Origin of the sequence: Streptomyces pactum (assembly GCF_002005225.1) — a bacterium.
Lineage (GTDB): Bacteria > Actinomycetota > Actinomycetes > Streptomycetales > Streptomycetaceae > Streptomyces > Streptomyces pactum_A.
The window spans coordinates 7755348-7776717 of sequence record NZ_CP019724.1 but is presented as its reverse complement, the minus strand read 5'-3'; the positions used below and the strand labels follow the sequence as shown (position 1 = coordinate 7776717).

Below are 21370 nucleotides of genomic sequence, written 5' to 3'. Positions count from 1 at the left end.
GCACCTGGGCGCCCCGGGTACCCCACGGTGGAGTATCCGACACATACCGGTTTGCGGGTGTCTGGACGTGCCTGTCCGGACGTGCCTCACGCCGAGGGCCCGGACACCCCGGTCAGGGGTCCGGACCCTCGCGGACGGGTGTTCAGCCTCCGTCGAGCCTCGCGCGCAGCAGCCCCTTGCCCAGCTCGGCGCCCTTGCGGCTGTCCGCCTGGGCCTTGCGGAACAGCTCCGCGACCTCGGTGTCCTTGTTGCGCTCCGCGTCCTGGATGTACGTCTCCAGACGCAGCGCGTTGTTCAGGCACGACTCGACGTACCAGATCAGGTTGTAGTCCTTGTCCTGCGTGCCGGTCACGCCGCCGGCCTCCGTACCGCTGGCCATACGGACCTCCTCCTCGAAGTGGGGTTCGTTCCGGAGCGCGGGCCGGGTACCCGGGGTGTCAGGCCGCACACGGCCTCGCCGGAGCGGAGCCGCGTGCCGCAGAAGTGTCCCACCGGGTCATATGTCCCACTGGGACATTTCCGAGTGTAACCTCGGCAGCATGACGGCGACGAAGCCCACCACCGAGGACCGGCGGCAGCGCAAGGCGCGGCAGACCCGCGACGCACTCGCCACCGCCGCCTGCGACCTGATCCTGGAGCGCGGGACGGCGGCGACCACGGTGGAGGCCATCGCCGAGCGGGCGGACGTCACGCGCCGCACGTTCAGCCGGCACTTCGCCGGCAAGGAGGACGCCGCCCTCGACTTCGTCCGCCGGGACGGGGACCGCATCAACGCGCTGCTGCTCGCCCGCCCCGCCGACGAGCCGCCCCTGCTCGCCTATCGCCGGGCCGTGCGCGACTGGCTGGCCGACCACCAGGATCCGGCCTGGCACGTGCGTCCCCGGATGCGCCGGCTACTGGCCCTGGCCGACACCGAGCCCGACCTGTTCGCCGCCTACCAGCGCATCCGGGTCGACGCCCAGGAGGAGTCGATCCGGATCGTCGCCGACCGGCTCGGCACCGACGACGCCCGGGACGTGCGCCCCGCCGCCCTCGTCGACGCCGCCGCCGGAGTCCTGATCGCCGCCCTGCGCCTGTGGGCACGCGGCGACGACCCGGACGCGGGAGCCGCAGACCTCGCCGCCCTCGTGGAGCGGGCCTACGACGCCCTGACCTCGGAGGCCGCGGCCGCGACCCCCGACAGCACCACCGAAGAGTGAGAACCGCACCATGCGTACCACCGGCACCACCCCCACCACCGACCACGCCGCCGAGTTCACCGGCCGCACCGCCCTCGTCACCGGCGCCGCCTCCGGCATCGGCCTGGCCGCCGCCCGCCGCCTCGGCGCCGGCGCCACCGACGTCGTCGCCGACCACAACGCCACCGCGGTCTGAGACCGGTTACGCGACCAGGGGGGACGAACCGGGGGAAAACAAAGGAGTTCAGCCATGAAGGCACTGCAGTACCGCACGATCGGGGCGCCGCCCGAGGTCGTCACGGTCCCCGACCCCGAGCCCGGCCCCGGCCAGGTGCTGTTGGAGGTCACCGCCGCCGGCGTCTGCCACTCCGACATCGCGGTGATGAGCTGGCCCGCCGAGGGCTTCCCCTACGAGCTGCCCCTCACCCTCGGTCACGAGGGCGTCGGCACGGTGGCGGCGCTGGGCGCCGAGGCGACCGGCCTCGCCGAGGGCGACGCGGTCGCCGTGTACGGCCCCTGGGGCTGCGGCACCTGCGCCAAGTGCGCCCAGGGCAAGGAGAACTACTGCCTGCGCGCCGACGAGCTGGGCATCCACCCGCCGGGGCTCGGGCGTCCGGGCTCGATGGCCGAGTACCTGCTCGTCGACGACCCCCGGCACCTGGTCCCGCTGAACGGGCTCGACCCCGTCGCGGCCGTACCGCTGACGGACGCGGGCCTGACGCCGTACCACGCCGTCAAGCGCTCGCTGCCCAAGCTGGTCCCCGGGACGACCGCGGTGGTGATCGGCGCCGGCGGCCTCGGTCACGTCGCCATCCAGTTGCTGCGCGCGTTGACGTCCGCCCGGGTCGTCGCCCTCGACGTCAGCGAGGACAAGCTGCGCCTGGCCCGCGAGGTGGGCGCGCACGAGGCGGTGCTGTCGGACGCCAAGGCGGCGGACGCGGTGCGCGAGCTCACCGGCGGGCTCGGCGCCGAGGCCGTGTTCGACTTCGTCGGTGTGGCACCGACCGTGCGGACCGCGGGCGCCGTCGCGGCCGTCGAGGGCGACGTCACGCTGGTCGGCATCGGCGGCGGGTCGCTCCCCGTCGGGTTCGGCCTGCTGCCCTTCGAGGTGTCGGTCAACGCGCCCTACTGGGGCAGCCGCGGCGAGCTCATCGAGGTCCTGGACCTGGCCCGCGCGGGCGCGGTGTCCGTGCACACCGAGACGTACTCCCTGGACGACGCCCCGCCCGCCTACGAGCGGCTCCACGAGGGAAAGGTCAACGGCCGTGCGGTGATCCTGCCCCACGGCTGACCGCCCGCCCCCGGCCCCGTCGGCCGGGTGGCGTTCGGCATCGGAGTGCACCGGTGCGTCGGCGCTCCGCTCGCCCGCGAGGAGGCCCTGACCGCCCTGCCCGCCCTGTTCGAGAGGTTCCCCGAGTCGCGCCTGGCGGTGGACCCCCGGCAGTTGCGGCAGGTGCCGTCGTTCATCGCCTTCGGCTGGCGGGAGATCCCGGTACGGCCGCGCGGCTGAGCCGGTCCGCCGCCCGGGTGGCGAAAAGGGCGAAGGGGGCGCGACCGGTCCCCCGTTCCGGTCGTGCCCCCTCGGCCCGTCGAACCTACGTGGACGGCTCGGCCGTTGTGAATCGCGTCCGTGCCCACTGCCGGGCCACGGGGACTCACCCGTGCACAGGCGGGTCCGGATGGTCCGGTTTCGACCCGCGCAGGCGTGGCAGGCCGAGGTCGCCCGCCGCCAGATGGGCGAGCACGACCTCGTACAGGTCGCTGCCCGCGGCGAGGAGCTGGCGTTCGAGGACGGGCTCGGCGCTGCGGACGTGCTCGCGCACGGTCTGGGCGTGTACGCCGAGCGTCTGCGCGGCCCGTTCGGCGTTGCCGCCGACGGCGATCCAGGTGCGGAGCGTGCGCCGCAGGTCCCGGGTGTCCGGTTCCAGGCGGCCGAGCAGGTCGCCGGCCCAGGTGCGCAGCGCGGGCCCGGCCAGCAGGTCGGTGAGCTCGGCGGGGCCGGACCGTTCGGCACCGTCGGCGGGGTGCTGGGCGTGGCCGGCCTGGGCGTTCAGGGCGAGGTGGACGGTGGCGCGGACGGTCAGGTCGGCGAAGTCGGTGCGCAGCAGTGACTCCACCCGGTCCATGCGGGCGCGGACCGTGTTGCGGCTGACGCCGAGGACCTTCGCCGTGTTGACGGCGGTGAACTCCAGTCCGAGCCGGGTGGTGGCGAGCAGTTCGGCGCGGGTGTGGTGCGGCAGGGCGTCGAGCGGGCGCAGCAGGCGGACCGTCCAGCCGTACAGCGCCGCCGGGTCCATCAGGCGCTCGGGATGGGTGCGCTCGGCGTACACGGCCGCCTTGTCCGGGCGGAAGCGTGCGACGGCCAGGGCGCTGACGGCCTGCCCGTACGCGGTGGCGGTGCGGGCTAGGCTCTGCCGGGCGCTGCCGCCGAGGAAGACGCCGGGGAGACGGCCGACGAGCGAGCGCAGCTCCGCTCCGGCGGTCTCGCGGGGCGTGAGGACGATCACGTGCCCGTCCATGGCCGGGCACCGTACGACGAGCGCCCGTTCACCCGTCGCCGACAGGCACTCCTCGGCGAGGTCGTCGCGCTCGTCGGGGCTGCTCTCCACGACGTAGACGCACGCCTCGTCGGTGTCGAGGAGGCCCGGCCAGAGCCCGGCGGCCACGCGGCGGGCCGAGACGGTGTCCTCCACCATCAGCAGTTGCAGGATGGCCAGGCGCAGGTCGGAGGCCGCCCGTCGCAACCGGTGTCCGGCCGCGGTCGACTCGTGGCCGGCCAGCAGCAGCTCCACGACCTGGGCGGTGTGGGTGACGATGTCGGACGCCCGCCGGTCGAAGGGGGTGTCGCGCGCCACCGCGAGGACGGCGGCCGGCGTCGGATGGACTCGCTCCACGCGGACGAGCCGCAGATGGCGGCCCCGGTCCTCCAGGGCCGCGGAGGCGATCCGGCCGGAGGTGATGTCGGCGACCAGGTCCTCGTCCAGCGGGATACGGGTGCCGGCCAGCAGAAGGCCGGCACCGTCCCGCAGCGCCACGGTCGCGTGCGCGGCCCGGGCCAGCCAGGTCACGACCCTGCGCACGTCGCGTCCGGCCGGCCGCAGGTGGTCGAGCAGTTCCGCCGCCCAGTCCGCGTGCTCACCGGCCCCGGCCTCCCACCGCCGTGCCCCGTCCTGTCGGCCCGCCACGTCGGCCTTCTCCTCGTCGTCGCCCTGACCTCGGCCCAGGCCGGGGACGTTACCCCATGGCTGAGCCCGCCCGGCATTCGCGCGGGCGCGAGGATCCGGGCACGGGCGGCGACGGAGCCGCCGACCGGGCCTGTCGGTCCGCACGCTCCGTCGGGCATAAGCTCGGTGAATGGCGAAGTACTTCGACGTGCACCCCGACAACCCCCAGCCGCGCAGCATCGCCCAGGTCGCGGACAGCGTCCGCTCCGGGGCGCTGATCGCGTATCCGACGGACTCCTGCTACGCGCTGGGCTGCCGACTGGGCAGCCGCGACGGCACCGACCGCATCCGGTCGATCCGGCAACTGGACAACAGGCACCACTTCACCCTGGTGTGCCAGGACTTCGCGCAGCTCGGTCAGTTCGTACAGATCGACAACGACGTGTTCCGGGCGATCAAGGCGTCGACGCCCGGCAGCTACACCTTCATCCTGCCGGCGACGAGGGAGGTGCCGCGCATGCTCCAGCATCCGAAGAAGAAGACCGTGGGCGTGCGCATCCCCGACCACGTCGTCACCCAGGCGCTGCTCGCCGAGCTCGGTGAGCCCCTGCTGTCCAGCACTCTGCTGCTGCCCGGCGAGGAGGAGCCGATGACCCAGGGCTGGGAGATCAAGGACCGGCTCGACCATGTGCTCGACGCGGTGATCGACTCCGGGGACTGCGGCACCGAGCCGACCACCGTCGTCGACTTCTCCGGCGGTGAGGCGGAGATCGTGCGGCGGGGCGCGGGCGACACCACCAGGTTCGAGTAGCGGAAGCCCGCCCCCGGGGCGGCGGCACGCCCACGGTCCGGCGTGCCAGGATGGCCGTGATCCGCCGGTGGGGCCGGCGGGCCGGGCACCGGGACACGACAGAGAGGCAGCCCCGCCATGACCGCCGTACAGGGAACCGCCGTCGACGTCCCCACCGACGACGGCACCGCCGACGCCTATCTCACGCACCCCGCCGACGGGGGCGCGCGCCCCGCGGTCCTGCTCTACATGGACGCCTTCGGGCTGCGCCCGCAACTGCGGAACATGGCCGACCGGCTGGCCGGCGCCGGGTACACGGTCCTGGTGCCCAACGTGTTCTACCGGCACGGGCGGGCGCCGGTCGTGGAGCTGCCCGAGTTCATCGACCCGGGGGCGCGTCCGGACATCTTCCAGCGCCTCGGCCCGGTCATGCGGTCGCTGACGCCGAACCGGGCCATGCGGGACGCCGACGCCTACCTGCGGTGGCTGGCCGAGGCGCCGGCGGCGGCCGACGGCCCGGTCGCACTGACCGGCTACTGCATGGGCGCCGCGCTCGCCCTGCGCACGGCCGGCGCCTATCCGGACCGGGTCGCCGCGGCGGCCGGCTTCCACGGCGGGAACCTGGCGACCGAAGGGCCGCAGAGCCCGCACCTGGTGGCCGCAGACATCACCGCCGAGCTGTACTTCGGCCACGCGGACCACGACGGCTCCATGCCTGCCCAGCAGCAGGAACGCCTGGCGGCGGCACTGACCGCGGCCGGCGTCCGGCACCGCTGCGAGGTGTACGACGGCGCCCCCCACGGCTACACGCAGGCCGACACCGCGGCGTACGACCCGGAGGCGACGGAGCGCCACTGGGCGGCACTGCTGGACCTGCTGAAGCGGACGTTCTGACCCACCGCGCCGCGAAACGGCGTCACCGGGGAGGGAGTTGGCGGGCTCTCCTCGGTCGGGCCCCCGCCCCGGCCGTTGTTGCCGTGCCCGGGTATCCGACTCCGCACGCGACATCGCCGAAGGCCATGGCGGTGTCCCGGGGGCCCACGGCGGAAGGTGACGGTGACCGGCTCGCCCCTGAACGTCATTCCGGCTGCCCGGTCCGGCCGCGCTGCTGCGCCGCCACCGGCAACCGGGCGCAGGAGCTGGACCCGCCCGTCGAGGACGAGGTGGCGGTCCCGCTCGGCTGACGGCTCACCAGCGTCCCGGTTCGCTGCCGACGATCGCTTCCGAGTGGGTGCCGTCGACCCCGGCCGGCACGTCGCCGGCGAGCATGACGCGGTGCATGATCCGGGGGTGGCCCAGGTGGGCGTTGTCGCTCGGGGCGAGGTGGATGGCGGCCCGGTTGTCCCAGAAGGCGACGCTGCCCGGCTCCCAGCGGAAGCGGACGGTGTACTCGGGGCGGGTCGCCTGCTCCAGCAGCAGTTCCAGGACCGCCGCGCTCTCCGGGCGGGAGAGGCCGGCGATCTGCTCGACGTAGTAGCCGTTGACGAACAGCACCCGCTCCCCCGTCTCCGGGTGGACGCGGACCAGCGGGTGCACGGTCGCGGTCTGGTGGTCGAGCAGGTGCCGGACGTAGGCGTCGTCGCCCGGCCGGGGCTGGTAGCCGACGCCGAGGCGGTGTTCGGCGCGCAGCCCGTCGACGAACGCGCGCATCGGGGCGGACAGTCCGGCGTAGGCGGCGGCCAGGTTCGACCAGGTGGTGTCGCCGCCGTAGGGCGGGACCGTCTCGGCGCGCAGGATGGTGGCGGCCGGCGGGTCGACGCGGGCGCCGTGGTCGCAGTGCCAGCCGCGCAGCAGCGTGTGGCGGCGGCGGCGCAGCCACTCGTCGTGCTCCATCCCGAACCGCCCGCCCAGTTCCAGCCGGTCGGCGGTCGTCTCGACCTCCGGGAAGTCCGCCGGTGACGCCTTGCCGCGCCGGGGCAGGACGACCGGCTCGCCGAAGAGGCGCGCGAAGGCCACGTGTCCGGCGTGGTCGAGGCCCTGGTCGCGGAAGAACACGACCTTCCAGCGCAGCATCAGCGCCCGGACCGCCGCGACCTGCGCCGCGTCGAGGCCGCCGGCCAGGTCGACGCCGTGGATCTCGGCGCCGATGTGCCCGGCGGCGGGTCTCACCCGGATCCCGGCGGCCTCGATCACCGCGGGATCGATCCCCGTGGGCCCTGGCGCCGTACGGTTCGCCGCTGCCCTGTCCGTCGTCATGCGTGCTCCGTTGGTCGGTCGGTCACTGGCCGGTCGGTCGTGCGTGCCGGCTCCCTCGGAGATCGTGGCAGAACCCCTCCCGCGCCGTCCCGGTTGATCACCACTCGCTCCGTGGGCGACGCTGGACGGGCGGCACACCGCCGTACACAGTCGAGGGAAGGTCCCACGGTGATCGGCATTCCGACGCACACGCTCAACGACGGCACCTCGCTCCCCGCCCTGGGGCTGGGCACCTGGCCGATGAAGGACGACGAAGCGGAGCGGGCGGTCCGCGAAGCCCTGCAGGCGGGCTACCGGCTGATCGACACGGCGACGAACTACCGCAACGAGACCGGCGTCGGCCGGGGCGTGGCCGGCAGCGGGGTACCCCGCGAGGAGGTCGTGGTGACGACCAAGCTGCCCGGTCGGCACCACGGCTACGAGGAGACGCTCGCCTCGTTCGAGGAGTCCCGCGCCCGGCTCGGCGTGGACTACGTCGACCTGTACCTGATCCACTGGCCGCTGCCCCGTGTGGACAGGTACGCCGACTCGTGGAAGGCCATGGTGAAACTGCGCGACGACGGCCTCGTGCGCTCGGTGGGCGTCTCGAACTTCACGGCCGCACACATCGAACGGCTGGAGAAGGAGACCGGCGTCCTGCCGTCCGTCAACCAGATCGAGCTGCATCCGCTCTTCCCGCAGGACGAACTGCGCGCCTTCCACGAGCGCAAGGGCATCCGCACCGAGAGCTGGAGCCCGCTGGGCCGCGGCAGCGACCTGCTGGACGATCCGGCCCTCGTCGCGGTCGCGGAGGCGCACGGGGTGACGCCCGCCCAGGCGGTGCTGCGCTGGCACACCCAGCTCGGCGCGGTGCCGATCCCGAAGTCCTCCGACCCCGCGCGGCAGCGGGCGAACCTCGACGTCTTCGGCTTCGAGCTGGACGCCGGCCAGATGCGTGCGGTCGCCGACCGCGCGCACCGGCGGATCGGCGGCGACCCTGAGGTGCACGAGGAGTTCTGACGGGGCACCCGGTCCCGGTCGGCACACATCCCCGTCCGGGGAGTCGCCGGCGGGCGGCCACGCCGGCGCTGCTTCTTGCTGTTATCCATGCTGGATTCGAATTCCGTACCCTGGCGGCATACCGGCCGCGCGCTCAGCAGGGTCGACCGTGTGGTGGATGACGCGGATACTGAGCGCCGGATTCGCAGGTCCGGCTCACAGCAGGGGGCACCACCCGTACCATGTGGTGCCATCCGGGTGTACGGGAGCGGGGGTGTCGATGACGGGGAGGCCTTCTGTGCGAACATCCGGTTCGATCCCGGCCCGCGCGTCTTGAGGACGGAGCCGGAGGAGGAGGTCACTGTCTCGGAACTGGTGGATCTGCTCTGCGATCTGCCGGGATTCGCCGACGTGCACACCCGGGCCGTGATTCTGGACGAGATGCGGCCGGCCTTGGTCGCGGGACTCAGGCAAGGCGCTTCGACCCGGACGACGGCCCACCTGATGATCCGGCATCTGCTGCACTGGGACGGCGCCCTCCTGGAACTCGCCGACCTGCTCGCCCTCTTCCACGGCGAAACGCCCGCGATCACCCGGCTCCGCCTCCTGGTCGCACGCCTGACCGAACCCGTCGGCCCCCTCAGCGGTCAGGGAGCCGAGCTCGTCCGAATTCTGCTCACCGACGAACGCCAGCCCTGGCTGCCGTCCTTCCTGGAGATCGCGGGCTCGGCTGCCGAGAGACCTCCCCGGTCGCCCGCGGAGGCCGTCGCCTTCCTCGAGGAACTGGCTGCCCCTCCCCACCAGCCACCCCCGTTACTGCGGTTCGCCGTCACTCTCGCCGCACGCCCCGGGTGGTCCCCGCTCCAGCAGGATGACCTGCGGGAGTGGATCCACCGGCTCGCCCGGCGGCTTGGTGTCGCCGTACCGACGGCTGCGGGATCCCGCCCCGACGGCCCCTCCGGCGACCAGGGCGATGGCGTACGGCTGGTCGTGAGTCTCCAGCGCTACCAGCCCGGCTCTTCGGAATGCCTGTTGTCCATGTGGCTGGGCTACGGCGCGGAACGCTGGATCGTCCTGGTCGTCGACGACGAACCCCAACCCCTCGGACGGATCGTCGCCCGCTTCGACACGTTCTTCGAGAAGGCGCAGGACCTCTCGGGCGGACTGCCCTCGCGCGTCGAGTTCATGCTGCCGCGCTCCCTGCTCGGTCTCCCCGTCGACCGCTGGTCCGTCAGCAGCCGCAGCAACGGTTCGCCCGGTACGGGTCTGCCCCTGGGCGTGTTGTGCCCCGTCGTCGTACGCGACCTGGAGCGACCCACCGACCCCCGCGCGCGGGAACGATGGGCGCACCGGTGGCGGGAGTACGAGAGGTCCCTCGACCTCTCGGCCGAACGGGCCGTCTGGCTGCCGTGCGGACGCGAGCAGGACCCTTCGAGGAGCATGCGGAAATTCGCCCTCGCCCTCGCCGTCGTCGTGGAGCCGCCGTCCCGGCACGACCGCGCCCCGGCCGGAGCGGTGGCCCGCGCCGTGGGGATGGCGCTGGACGCCGGCGTTCCCGTCGTGCTGTGGGGACGGGACGAGGGTGACACCGACGGGTATGTGGAGTCCGGGGCTCTGCACTCGACGACCAGACGGCTGATCTCCGGAGGCAGTCCCGCCCGGCTCCCCGAACGCATAACGTCGTTGCGACGAAGGGCACTCGACTCCGGGACACCGTCCCCGGCCGAACAGCTCGCACTCGTCTGGGACGACCCCGGTGGACGGCCCGATGTCGGAGGAGGCGCGCTGCGGTGCCCCTGAGGCCACAGCTCCGGCCGGTGCGGGGGACGATCCGGACAGCGGTAGGGAAGGCAGGGACAGTGCACGAGGGATACATCTACCGGGGACACGGCGAGCCGCACGACGGGATCGATCGGCTGCCCGAACCGCCCCCCTGGCGGGACATGCGGCGGCAGGGCGGGTCCGAGGGGGGCGAGCACGTCCGTCCCGTCGGGGCCCGGGCGCACACCTATCGGGCCACCGAGGCGACTGTGCAGTCCGTGAACGCCGCCCTGATGCTGCGCCGCCCGCTACTGGTGACCGGGCCCCCCGGGTCCGGCAAGTCGTCCCTGGCCTACCACATCGCGCACGAACTGCGCCTCGGGCGAGTGCTGCAATGGCCCATCACGAGCCGTTCCACGCTCAAGGACGGTCTCTACTCCTACGATGCCATCGGGCGGTTGCAGGAGGCGGGCCTCGCCGCGAGCGGACAGTCCTCCCGCTTGGAGGGTCCCGAGCAGCCGGACATCGGAGCCTTCATCCGCCTCGGGCCGCTCGGCACCGCGCTCCTCCCGGTCGAGCGACCCCGCGTGCTGCTGATCGACGAGATCGACAAAAGCGATCTCGACCTGCCCAACGACCTTCTGCACGTGTTCGAGAACGGCGAGTTCGTGATCCCCGAACTCGCCCGGGTGTCCCGGACGACCCCGACCGCCTGGGTCCACACCGGTGACAGCCAGGCCGGGTCCGCCGGCGGTACGGCCGCGATCACCGGCGGGTGGGTCGGCTGCACGACCTTCCCCGTCGTCATTCTGACCAGCAACGGCGAACGGGACTTTCCCCCGGCCTTCCTGCGCCGGTGCATCCGCCTCGACCTCCCGAGCCCGGACACGCAGCGACTGGCCGAGATCGTCCGTGCGCACCTCGGGAACGAGGGCGTCCACCGAGGTGCGGGCCTGGTCGAAGAGTTCGTCAGACGGCGAGCCAACGGCACCCTGTCCACCGACCAACTCCTCAACGCCGTATATCTGTTGCTCGGCGATGGGACCCGCGAGACCCAGGCGGAGCTGCTGGAGCAGGTACTGAGACCACTGGGGCCGGGTGACTGATGCTGCCCCTGGAACACCTGCTGCGGGTACTGGGCGGCCTCTCGGTCGAGGCCGAGGCCGAGGACCTCGCGGACGCCCTCTGGCTCGCCGCGCGCCTGCCGCCACCGGCGGAGCCGTCCGGCGACGGTTCCAAGATGCTCGACGACGGCGATCCGGCGCACCTACCGCCGCCTCGGCCAGAGAACGACCCGGCCCCCGACCCGGGAGAGCTCCGGCTGTCCGGCCGGCCTCCCGACGGGCCGTCGGAGCCGCGGCTCGACCTGTACCTGCCCGGTGCCGGTGACCGCGCCGACGGCACGGGTAGGGCGTCGCAGCTACGGCTGCCGGCCCCCCGTGCACTGCCGTACCCGCACCGGCTCGTACGGTCGCTGCGCCCACTGACCCGCCGGGCCCCGTCCCCGGACCGGACCCAACTGGACGAGGAGGCCACGGTGCAGAACATCGTCGACACCGCTCTGTGGCTGCCAGTCCTCAGCCCGGCGCCGAGCCGTTGGCTCGACCTGGCACTCGTGGTGGACGACAGCACCTCCATGGCCGTCTGGCGGGAAACCGTGCAGGAGTTCCTCTCCGTGCTCGTCAACGTGGGGGCGTTCCGCTCCGTGCAGCACTGGACCCTGCCCACGGAGGAGGTCGCCACCCGCGGGCTTGTCCTGCGGTCCCCCGCTGGACCAGGTCGCGACCACAGTCCCATGGAGATCGTCGACACCACGGGGCGGCGCGTCGTGCTCGTGGTGTCCGACTGCATCAGCCCCGCCTGGTCGGACGGCACTCTGCTGCGGCTCCTGCGCACCTGGGGCGGGACCGGCCCGGTGGCGCTGGTCCAGTCCCTGCCCCGACGGATGTGGGAACGCAGCGCCCTCGACCTGCGGGCCGTACGCCTGCGCACTCCTGCGCCCGGCACACCCAACGTCCGGCAGACGCACACGCCACTGCTCGAGCAGGGAGACCCTGCCCACGGCATGGCCGTCCCCGTGCTGGAGATGGATCCGCGCTGGCTCGGCCCGTGGGCCTCCCTGGTCAGCGGCGAATCGCCCACCTGGGACACGGTGGTGGCGATCGTGCCCGAACGGCCGGACACACCGTCCGCGGACACCGCCCGGCTGCGCCAGGACGATCCCGCCGACGAGGAAATCCCGGCGCAGGAGCGGCTCGAACGCACCAAGGCCCGCCTCAGCCCGGCGGCGCTGCGCCTGGCACGTCACCTGGCGGTGGTCCCCCTGAGCCTGCCCGTGATGCGGCTCGTCCAGCAGGCGGTGTGCCAGGACAGCCGACCCTCCGTACTGACCGAGGTGCTGTTCACCGGACTTGTCACCCGGGTGCCGTGGGCCGAGCCATCCGGTCTCCCCCACCAGGACCGTGACACCGTCCACGGCGTGCTGTTCGACTTCCGGCCGGGCATCCGCGAACTGCTGCTGAGCGAGATCCGCCGCACGGAGGCCTTACGGACCCTCACCCTCGTCGCGGACCACGTTCTCGGCGAACTCTCCTCGGGACAGTCTCCGGTGACCTTCACGGCGCTGTTCGCCGAGGAGGACGAGGCCGTCGCCGTCGCCCGCTCCGAGCAGCACTTCGCCACCGTGACGGCCCAGGTGCTCCGCCATCTGAGCAACCGGTACGAGACACTCGCCCAGCGCCTCGACCCGCGGGCCACGCCCGAGGAGGGCATTGCCGGCACGTCCCCGGACGGCGGGACCGAACCTCACGACGCCACCGGCGCGATGCCCGTACCGGCGCCGCTTCTGGACCGCGACGCCGTCCTCGCCGAACTGAGCCGGGCCACACAGCCGGTTACCGGCACCATCGGCGAAGGTAGTGAGACTGCCCGCATCGTGCTCGTCGCCCGCGAAGGCAGCGGCACCACCGCGGTCGCCGCCCGCTACGTCGCCGAACACGCGGACTCCTACGGTCACATCCGGTGGACAGCGGCCGCCGACGGCACGCCCTCGTTCTGCGCACCGGGGGAACTGGAGGAGGCCGTCGGACGGGCGCACGCGGCGGGGCGGCCCGCGACCTGGCTCCTCGTCGTGGACGGTGCCCGGCCTGAGGACGTGCCTGCGGTACTCCCGAACCTACCGGGAACCCTCCTGATCACGTCCACCGTCGACGCGTGGCCGGAGCCTTTCGCCGTCCATCGGCTGCCCCCGCTCAGGCCCTCCACGTCCATGGGCCTGTTGCGCGGCCTCGTGCCGCGACTGTCCCCGCCCGTGGCCCTGCGCGTCGCGACGCGGCTCGGCCACCTGCCGCTCGCGCTCACCATGGCCGCCGGTCTCCTCTCCGACGGCCTCCTCTCCGACAGCGGCGCCACCGACGAGGCCGGAGCCGCGCTGCTGGCCGCGCTCGGCGCCGACCCCACCCCCGGCGCGCCACCGACCGGGCCGCTGCCCGACCCGCTGCCGGCGGTGTGCGACCTGGTCCTGGAACGGGTCGGCCTGCGGCATCCGGAGGCGGTGCCGCTGCTGGACCTGCTCGCCGTGCTCGGTCCCGGCCCGGTGCCGCTGGCGCTGCTGCGGCACGTCCTGCCCGGCGACACGGAGACGACCGAGGCGGCCATCGGGACCCTCGCCCGGTCCGCTCTGGTGCAGCCGTCGCCGGACGGTGCCCTGCTCTCCGTCCGCCCCGCCGTAGGGCGCGCACGCCGACGGCACATGGACACCTTCCGCGCCGACGCGGCACGACGGCTCGCACGCGCCGCTCTGGTCAGCTGCGTATCCGCCCTCGCCCCCTCCTCGGGCATCGGCGTCACGGACCTGGCGGACGCGGGCAGGCGACGCGACAGGGTCGCCCTCACCCGCCATCTCGCGTCCATCGGAGCCCTGACGGACCGCGACCCCTCCGTACGGGCGGCCGTGGAAGGCCAGGTGCACTTCCTCGTCGCATGCGGTTATCCGGCCGCCGCGCGGAGCCTCGCCGAGGATGCGCTCGCCCACTGGGGCGCGGACGACCCGCTCGGCGCCGAACTCGCAGCCGTGGTGGGTGCGGAGGAGGAGCCGGACGCAGCGGGTCCCGCCGGGCCTTCCCTCGACGACACGGGACGGGGCGGGCCGTGACGAGCACTGCGCCCGTGGAGCCAGGTGCCGACGAGCCCCCGCCCGTGCCGGGGCCGCTCAGCGGCCCGCACCCCGCGGACTCCCCCGCTGTGGGACGGCATGCCCTGAGCGTCGGTGTGTCCTGGTTCGCGCCCAGTCCCGAGCACGGTCTGGACGACGAGGGGCCCGACCCGCTGACCTTCGCGCCGGACCGGGTGGCCGCTCTGGCCGAGGCGCTGGAGCGGGAGCCCTACTGCTACCGGTGCATACGGCTCACGGGCCCGGACACCGCGCCCGGAGAGAATCTCCCGCCCGGCGTGCCCCGAGCGAAGTCCCCGGCGCCTGACGGGCACACCCCGGACACCGGGCCGGCCGCCGCGCATCCTGGATGGCAGCCGTCCGCCGCCCACCTCGGCGTCGCCGTACACCAGGCCCTGACGTCCGCCGGGCCCGAGGACGTGTGTGTCGTCCACGTGCTCAGCCACGGTGTCGTCCGGCCCACCGGCCTGTACGCCTTGGGCGCGGACAGCGTGCACACCGAGTGGACGTCGGTCCGGAACTGGCTGTCGGCGGTGGAGGACTTCCCCGGGCGTCCGCTGGTGCTGTTCCTGCTGGACCTGTGCCACTCCGGCGCCGCGGCGCGGTTCGACCACCAGTTGCGAGGCCTGACCGACGGACACCATCGGGCGTGGGTCATCGCGGCCTCGGGCCCGTCGGAACTGGCGGTGGAGGGCCGGTTCACACGTGCCGTCGCCGACGTCCTGAACGCCGTCGCCGAACGGCGCATCCAGTACGACCACAGCCGTCGCCACCTCGGCTTCCACTGGTTCGTCGACCGGGTCCGCGACCGGCTCCGCGAACTGGTCGAGGAGCGGGGCGGCATGGCCCACCGGGTCACCGCCGACGTCCTCGACACCGTCGCTCCCGAGCTGCCGTTCTTCCCGAACCCCTGCTTCACCCACGGCCCGGCCGACGTGCCACGGGCGCGCCCGGTGCCCGGCCCGGCTGCCGCCGTACGCTTCGACGACGTGGCCGACCCCGACCACTTTCTCCGGCACGCCCGGGGCGGTGCCGGGTTCACGGCACGCTCCGGCGCCACCGGTGAGCAGGACGGCGGCCTGTTCACCGGTCGGCATGCTGAACTCGTGCGCCTCGCCGAGTGGCTGGGCGCAGGGCCCGCGGCAGCCCGGCTGCAGGTCGTCACCGGAAGCCCCGGAGCGGGCAAGTCGGCCCTGCTGGGGGTGGTGCTGCGGGCGGTACATCCCGGCATGGGGAGCACGACGGAGTCCGTGCCGGAGCTGGCCGCGCTCAGCCGTGCGGCGATCGCACCTCCCCTGACCGTCCACGCGCGGCAGCGCACCCTCGCCGAAATCGTCGATTCGCTGACCCGGCAGGCGGGCGCACATGCCGGCGGCTGGACGGACCGGGCGGACGGGCCCGAGGGCGACCCTCGCCGCCTCGTGGACATCCTCAGCCGTGGCTCGGGCTCGCCGCCCGTGCTGGTGGTCGACGCGCTCGACGAGGCCCGCGACGCCGCCGCACTCGTCCACGACCTGCTGATCCCGCTGACGACCCTGACCCGCCCGGACGGCAGGCCCCTGTGCCGCCTCCTGCTCGCGGCACGCGACGAGGAGCCCTGCTCGGACCTCATCGCCACGGCCCGCGCCGACGGCTCTCTCATCGACCTGGACGAAACCGGTCGGCAGACCCTCTCGACCGACCTCGCCAAGTACGTGACGAAACTCCTCGACCGGGAGATGCGAGAGGCGACGGCGGGAGGGCGGGGTGAGGCCGGGGAGGGCGAAAAGGGGCAGGGGCACAGCGGGGACGGACACGACGCGGGCGAGTCGACGGACGAGGACAGGGCGAATACAGGCGCACCCGCCCAAGCCGCGCATGCCGAACACGGGCACGAGGAAAGCGCGGACCACCGGAACGACGCGGCGGGCGACGAAGAAGGCGGCGCCCATGAGCACGGCGCTGTCACCGACGAGCGGCGCGGTGCCGAGGGTGGCGTGGCCGCCTTCGCCGAAGCGACCGCCGACGCACTGACCGACCCGGAGCGCGCGACCACCACGGGCCCGTATCTGATGGCGGCCCTGTACGCCTCGTACGCCTCCCAAAAGGACGTCCGGCACCTGCTGAACGACCCGGTGTCCGCCGCGGAACTCGGCGCCGAGGTGCCCCGCGATCTGCCGGCACTGCTCGACCTGGGCTTCGCACACGGGCACGCGCACCGGCTGCTGAGACCGGTACTCACCGCCCTGGCCTTCGCGCAGGGGGACGGCATGCCGGTCTCCCTGGTGGCCGCCGTGGCCCACGCCTTCCTCACGCACGAGGACGGCGCGGCAGGGAAGGACCGAACGGCGGTGGAGGGCGCGGTGGTGACCGACGCCGCCGGATCCCGGCCGCCCGTGACGCCGCCCGGCGTCGTGGACGCCTCCGAGGTCGCCCGGCTGCTCGACGATCTGCGGGCCTTCTTGCGGACCGTACCCGACCGGACCGGTACCGTGCTGTACCGGCTGCTGCACCAGAGCGTCGCGGACGAGTTGCGCGGACTGACCGCGGGGACGGCGGCCGAGGGAAAGGACGAACGGCCCGGCGCTGAGGACCGTCGGGCGGCGGGCGCAGTGTACGGCGCCCTCATCGACTCGCTGAGAGGCCCGGGGCCCGGCGATTCACCCCGCTGGGCCGGGCTCGACGACTACCTGCGCCGCCATCTCGCGCAGCACGCCTTCGACGCGGGCCACTTCGACGAGTTGTGCGCCGAACCACAGTTCCTGGTCCATGCCGACCCCGACTGGCTCGACCCGGAGCTGGGCCGGACGACCTCGGAGGCCGCCCGCGGCGCCTCCGCCGTCTATCGCACCAGTGCGCACGTGCACCGGCGCACGTCCGACGAACAGCGGCGGCACATCCTGGCAGTGGACGCGGTCCGGCACCAGGCACACACCCTCGCCGACCGCCTCGCCGCCCCCGGTCCGGGCTGCGGGGAGACGATGCCGTGGCGTCCGCAGTGGGCCACCGGGAGCAGGATCAGTGCCGCGCACGCCTTCACCCTCCATCTCCCCGAGGACCGGACGACCGCCCTGGCCGGCGCGCTGGTCGACGTCCCGATCGTGGTGACCGGCGGACGAAGCGGCCGACTGAGGGTGTGGGACGCGAACAACGGGCGCCTCCTGCACACCGCGGACCCGGGTCTCGGGGAGATCAGGGCGCTGGCGTGCGCACGCATCGACGACGCGCCCGTGGTCGTGGTCGCCGGGTCGGACGACTCGCTCGCCGTGCGCGCCCTGCCGACACTCGCCCCCGTGGCCGCGCCCGGCCTGCGCGGCCGGGGAGCAGGTGGTGTCAGGGCCGTGACCGTGGTGGAGCTGGCCCATCGGCCCATGGCCCTGACCGCGGACTCCTCGGGACGTCTGGTGCTCTGGGACCTCGTGGGCGACCTGCCTCGAGAGGAACTGCGCACCGGCCTCGGTCGCACCACGGCCCTGGTGTGCGTCCCGGGCGACGACGCCCCGTCCGTCGTGGTCGCCGACGAGGAGGGCACCGTCCGATTCTGCTCGCTGCTCGGTGACTCCCGACAGGACGGGGCGTTCTACCACCCGGGCCGTGTGAACGCCCTCGCGTGCGCGGTGGTCGACGGCACACCGTACGTCGTGACCGGGGGCGAGGACGGAGCGGTGCGCGCCTGGGACTTCGCGGGCCGCGTGCTGCGGACGGAGTCCGTCCCTCGCCACGACGGCCCGGTCTACGCGCTGGCCTGGCTGGAGGACGAAGGCGGCGATTCACGGGTGCTGAGCGCCGGCAGCGACGGCACGATCCGCCTGTGGGAGCCCCGCGACGGCACCGAACACAGCCGGTTCGTGGGTCACATGGGGGCGGTCACGGCTCTCGCCCATCCGCCGTCGCTCCCTCCGGTCGTCGTATCCGCGGGCATGGACGCCGCGTTGCGCGTGTGGCACGTGCCGACGGGCCGACAGCGCGTCTCACCCGCCGTCGGACACACGTCCTGGGTCAACGCGCTCGCGCGAGCCGTCGTCGGGGGGCGCGAGATGCTGATCTCGGCGGGCGCGGACGGACTCCTGCACCGCTGGGACCTCGACTCGGGCACGGCGTACGAGAACCCGCCGCCCCTTGCCCGCGCTCCAGCCGGCGACGTCACCCCGCCCGGGGGCACGGGCCCCCTCCTCGGCACCGTGCGGGCCGACGGTGACCGGCCGGTGCGCGTGCACGCGCTGGCCGTCACTCTCCACGAGGGGCGGCCGCTGGTGGTGTCGGCCGGGCCGGACGGGCTGCTGCGGTGTTGGGACGCGGAACGGGGCACCCCGTACGGTGACTCCTTCGCCCCCGCCACCGCCCCCGTACACGCGGTGAGCGCGACCGTGCTGGCCGGTCGGCCGCTGGTCGTGGCCGGCGGCGCGGACGGACGCCTGCACTGCTGGGACGTGGCCACTGGACGCCGCCGCGGACTTCCGCTCGCCGGGCATACGGGCGGTGTCAACGCCCTGACGTGCGTGGAACTCGACACGGGCCCCACGGTTTTGTCCTGCGGCGACGACGGCACCCTGCGGCTGTGGGACCTCACGACCGGCCTGCCGGTCTGCCCACCCGTGGACGCGCACAGCGGCTGGGCGACGGCGCTCGCCGGTCTCCTCATAGACGGCAGACCACTCGCCGTGACGGGCGGTCAGGACGGCAGGGTCCGGCTGTGGGACCTCTCGCGTCCGGAGCCCGGCAGCGGGCTCGGCCGGGTGCGACCGTACGGAGAACCACTGTCGGTGTCGGGCGGCGTCAACGCGGTCGCCTGCACGCTCGTCGATGGGGCGCTCCTCGTCGCCGCCTCGGACGACTGCGGCGTACGGCTGTGGGACTTCGCGTCGGACGCGCGGCGTACCGACATCGGCGTACCGGGGACGGTGCCCTCGATCCTCCTGCACGGCGACCGACTGGCTCTGGGATGCGAGTGGGAGGTGATCGTCCTGCGGCGCTCCGGCTGACCCGGCCGGCCTTCCGCGGCTGCGGGCGCTCCCGTCGGCGGGGTCCGCCCTGCCCGCCCCAGCCGCACGGGCCTCCCCCGGTGAGCGGCTGTCAGACGCAGGCGGCCACCTCAGCGGCCACCTCGGGCACACCGAGGTAGCGGGTCGCCTTGTGCGAGGCGACCAGGCCGAGAGAGACCTCATGGTGAGCGTCGATACCGGGGAAGAGGGTGGGGAGGTCACGGGGGATCGCCACGATGTCGCCGATGTCGGCGACGTTGACCCAGCGCCGGACGCCCGGCGGACGCTCTCCCTTGCGAGCGGCGTTACCCTCGCCCAGCGACAGCCGGTCGTAGACGGCCCCTGGCAGGCCTAGCGGCGAACCCAGCGTGATGAGGAGCTCCAACTCGGTCGGCCGGTGCCACAGCGCCTCGTAAGCCACCACGGACCCCAGGGAGTGGGCGAGGAGGACGCGCGGGCGGTGCAGTTCCAGCACGCGGTTCAACTCGGCACGCGCCTGCCGCCGACGCGCCGAGGCGGGGTCGGCGACGTAGGTGTCCGCCTCCCGGCAGAACAGCACCACGAACCGCCGGGCCATGTCGCCGTGGCGCCGGGCGAGCCACTCGGCCGCCTGGCGCACCGGCAGCGTGGTCCGCCCCATCGTCACCTCCGCAGGCGCGCCGAGTGCCGAGACCCAGTCCATCAGCATCTCCTGACCCGGTCGGCTCAGCAGCTCGGGATCGTCCTCGCCCTGAGAGGTTCCCAGGTCCAGCAGGTGTGCGTAGTAGGCGGCCTTGAAACCCCCCGCCGAATGCGGCGCGCCGAGCGCCGACGCCCACTCGTCGGCCAGCGCCCGCGCGGCCAGCTCCGGACTCCCGGCCCGGGCCAGATAACGGAGACAGCGAATGCCGTGAACTCCGACGATCATGAGACGCCCCCCTCGCCGACTCCCCGGTGCCGCAAGAGTAAGGGAGCCGTGTCGTGTTGTGGACGGGAACGCGTGAGGCCGCCGCCCGCCCCGCTTCCTCACCGGCCGGTTCGAGAAGCTGCCCGGCCGAGTCGAAGGCGCTGGACGCGGCGAGCGCCGGGAGCGGGAACAACCGCGACGTGTTCGCCTCGCCGTCGCACCTCATACGGACTAGGACTAGGAAACGAGGTTCACCGTATAATTTACGTTGATTTTTGCTACCTGGGATCCGTGGAGGGCGTTGTAGTTGCATGTGACGGTTTGAGATCCTTCGATCTCAGCAAAGCGCACCTTGCGGTTGAAGCTACCTTGATATGGGACGTCGCGTTGGAGCTGGCCGCTGATCACGAAGTCTTGCGTCAAATCCCTGCTGAATATAAGCATTTGGCTAAGACGCCCCTCGCTCTCCGGTTCGAAATGGGAAATCCGAAGTCGCTTCGTGGCGTTGTTGTACGTGAGGCTCTGCCCCGGCCGAATGCCTGTTGCCCCGCTTGGGTGCATGGGCTGTCCGGCCATTCTCCGGTAGAGAACCTCGATCTGAAACAGTTGTTCATCGTCTACGGCGCGGGCTGAGCAGGCACGTATAATGCCCTTCGGCGATACACCAACACTGCCTATGTTGTCTATACTTGCCAGCGTAACGTCAACTATTTTGGTGGCCATTACGTTCCCTTCGTATGGTCATGCCGCCTGCCCGGAACTCGGTTGAGTGTTCGCAGAGCCCTTGCCGGCAGTGGGGGAGGGAGGTTCTTTCGATTCTTTGCGCAGTTTGGCAACCAGCCAGCAGCTCCACCGTGCCGCCGGCTGGCCGCCGGCTGGCAGCGGAGCCTGCCGCCCCAGGCGGAGGGGGGCGGTAATTTCCTGGTTGCCTTCTTTCATGCTCCGCCCGGCGTTCTGCGCCTGCAACAGGAGATGCATGCATGCGGCACGAATCTGGGAGGCCCATCTCGCCCTGGGCGACATCGACGCAGCCACGGTGACCGCCCGGTGCCGCGTGCGGAGGTGACGCCTCCCATGCGTGTGACGGCGTCGCGAGTGTCGGCAAACGAACGTTTTACCGACAGGCGGTGGCGGCTGCGGTAGACCATGGGGTTCAGGATTTCATCGCGGATGATTTGTAGACGGTGGGACGCGGAAGCCTGCGAGCCAGGCGGTCAGTCGCTCCGCCTCTGTGGGCAACCGACGGACTTCGCGACCAGTCGTAACGTCGCTGCCACCGGGATGG

General features: G+C 73.0%; 16 protein-coding genes and 1 pseudogene. 12 read left to right on the top strand and 5 right to left on the bottom strand.

Annotated elements, in window-relative coordinates:
* Positions 1-142: 142 nt before the first annotated feature.
* Positions 143-379, bottom strand: a complete 237-nt coding sequence (locus B1H29_RS34030) for a hypothetical protein (protein WP_055420289.1) — start codon at positions 377-379, stop codon at positions 143-145.
* A gap of 160 nt (positions 380-539) precedes the next feature.
* Here B1H29_RS34030 and B1H29_RS34025 point away from each other — a divergent pair, with 160 nt between their 5' ends.
* The 4 genes and pseudogenes from B1H29_RS34025 to B1H29_RS34010 all read left to right on the top strand — a co-directional run.
* Positions 540-1199 carry a TetR/AcrR family transcriptional regulator gene (locus tag B1H29_RS34025; protein ID WP_055420886.1) on the top strand — a complete coding sequence of 220 codons (660 nt, stop codon included), beginning with the start codon at positions 540-542 and terminating at the stop codon, positions 1197-1199.
* A gap of 10 nt (positions 1200-1209) precedes the next feature.
* The gene (locus B1H29_RS34020) at positions 1210-1374 is read left to right on the top strand and encodes a hypothetical protein (protein ID WP_409350924.1); all 165 of its coding nucleotides are present in this window, start codon (positions 1210-1212) and stop codon (positions 1372-1374) included.
* 54 nt (positions 1375-1428) lie between these two features.
* Positions 1429-2469: an NAD(P)-dependent alcohol dehydrogenase gene (locus tag B1H29_RS34015; protein ID WP_055420290.1), complete on the top strand. Its 1041-nt coding sequence runs from the start codon at positions 1429-1431 to the stop codon at positions 2467-2469.
* A gap of 27 nt (positions 2470-2496) precedes the next feature.
* Positions 2497-2688 (top strand): annotated as a pseudogene (locus tag B1H29_RS34010) (cytochrome P450); the annotation flags it as partial.
* Between the two features lie 145 nt (positions 2689-2833).
* On the opposite strand, the gene B1H29_RS34005 reads toward B1H29_RS34010, so the two are convergent.
* Complete coding sequence (locus B1H29_RS34005; protein ID WP_055420292.1) at positions 2834-4363, bottom strand: helix-turn-helix domain-containing protein; 1530 nt, start codon at positions 4361-4363, stop codon at positions 2834-2836.
* 169 nt (positions 4364-4532) lie between these two features.
* On the opposite strand from B1H29_RS34005, the gene B1H29_RS34000 reads away from it, so the two are divergent.
* The 3 genes from B1H29_RS34000 to B1H29_RS38695 all read left to right on the top strand — a co-directional run bounded on the left by B1H29_RS34000 (position 4533) and on the right by B1H29_RS38695 (position 6316).
* Entirely contained in the window at positions 4533-5153 is a 621-nt protein-coding gene (locus B1H29_RS34000) for an L-threonylcarbamoyladenylate synthase (RefSeq protein WP_055420293.1), read from the top strand.
* A 117-nt stretch (positions 5154-5270) separates the two neighbouring features.
* On the top strand, positions 5271-6026 hold the full coding sequence (locus B1H29_RS33995; protein ID WP_055420294.1) for a dienelactone hydrolase family protein: 756 nt from the start codon (positions 5271-5273) through the stop codon (positions 6024-6026).
* A 125-nt stretch (positions 6027-6151) separates the two neighbouring features.
* A complete protein-coding gene (locus B1H29_RS38695) occupies positions 6152-6316 on the top strand; it encodes a hypothetical protein (protein WP_167392574.1) in 165 nt (54 codons plus the stop codon).
* A gap of 4 nt (positions 6317-6320) precedes the next feature.
* On the opposite strand, the gene B1H29_RS33990 is transcribed toward B1H29_RS38695, so the two are convergent.
* The gene (locus B1H29_RS33990; protein ID WP_234393124.1) at positions 6321-7328 is read right to left on the bottom strand and encodes a TauD/TfdA dioxygenase family protein; all 1008 of its coding nucleotides are present in this window, start codon (positions 7326-7328) and stop codon (positions 6321-6323) included.
* Positions 7329-7496: 168 nt separating this feature from the next.
* On the opposite strand from B1H29_RS33990, the gene B1H29_RS33985 reads away from it, so the two are divergent.
* The 5 genes from B1H29_RS33985 to B1H29_RS33965 all read left to right on the top strand — a co-directional run bounded on the left by B1H29_RS33985 (position 7497) and on the right by B1H29_RS33965 (position 19199).
* Entirely contained in the window at positions 7497-8327 is an 831-nt protein-coding gene (locus tag B1H29_RS33985) for an aldo/keto reductase (RefSeq protein WP_055420295.1), read from the top strand.
* A 312-nt stretch (positions 8328-8639) separates the two neighbouring features.
* Positions 8640-10106, top strand: coding sequence for an effector-associated domain 2-containing protein (locus tag B1H29_RS33980; protein ID WP_159027875.1), 1467 nt, complete (start codon positions 8640-8642; stop codon positions 10104-10106).
* A 59-nt stretch (positions 10107-10165) separates the two neighbouring features.
* Positions 10166-11173, top strand: coding sequence for an AAA family ATPase (locus tag B1H29_RS33975; RefSeq protein WP_055420297.1), 1008 nt, complete (start codon positions 10166-10168; stop codon positions 11171-11173).
* Positions 11173-14220 (top strand): SAV_2336 N-terminal domain-related protein, encoded by a 3048-nt coding sequence (locus tag B1H29_RS33970; RefSeq protein ID WP_055420298.1) that lies wholly within the window; start codon positions 11173-11175, stop codon positions 14218-14220. Before B1H29_RS33975 ends, B1H29_RS33970 begins: the two co-directional genes overlap by 1 nt.
* Positions 14217-19199, top strand: a complete 4983-nt coding sequence (locus B1H29_RS33965; RefSeq protein ID WP_159027874.1) for an AAA family ATPase — start codon at positions 14217-14219, stop codon at positions 19197-19199. The genes B1H29_RS33970 and B1H29_RS33965 overlap by 4 nt, the downstream gene beginning before the upstream one ends.
* Positions 19200-19290: 91 nt before the next feature.
* On the opposite strand, the gene B1H29_RS33960 is transcribed toward B1H29_RS33965, so the two are convergent.
* A complete protein-coding gene (locus B1H29_RS33960) occupies positions 19291-20106 on the bottom strand; it encodes a hypothetical protein (RefSeq protein ID WP_055420300.1) in 816 nt (271 codons plus the stop codon).
* Positions 20107-20322: 216 nt separating this feature from the next.
* On the bottom strand, positions 20323-20808 hold the full coding sequence (locus B1H29_RS38300; protein ID WP_159027873.1) for a hypothetical protein: 486 nt from the start codon (positions 20806-20808) through the stop codon (positions 20323-20325).
* Positions 20809-21370 lie beyond the last annotated feature (562 nt).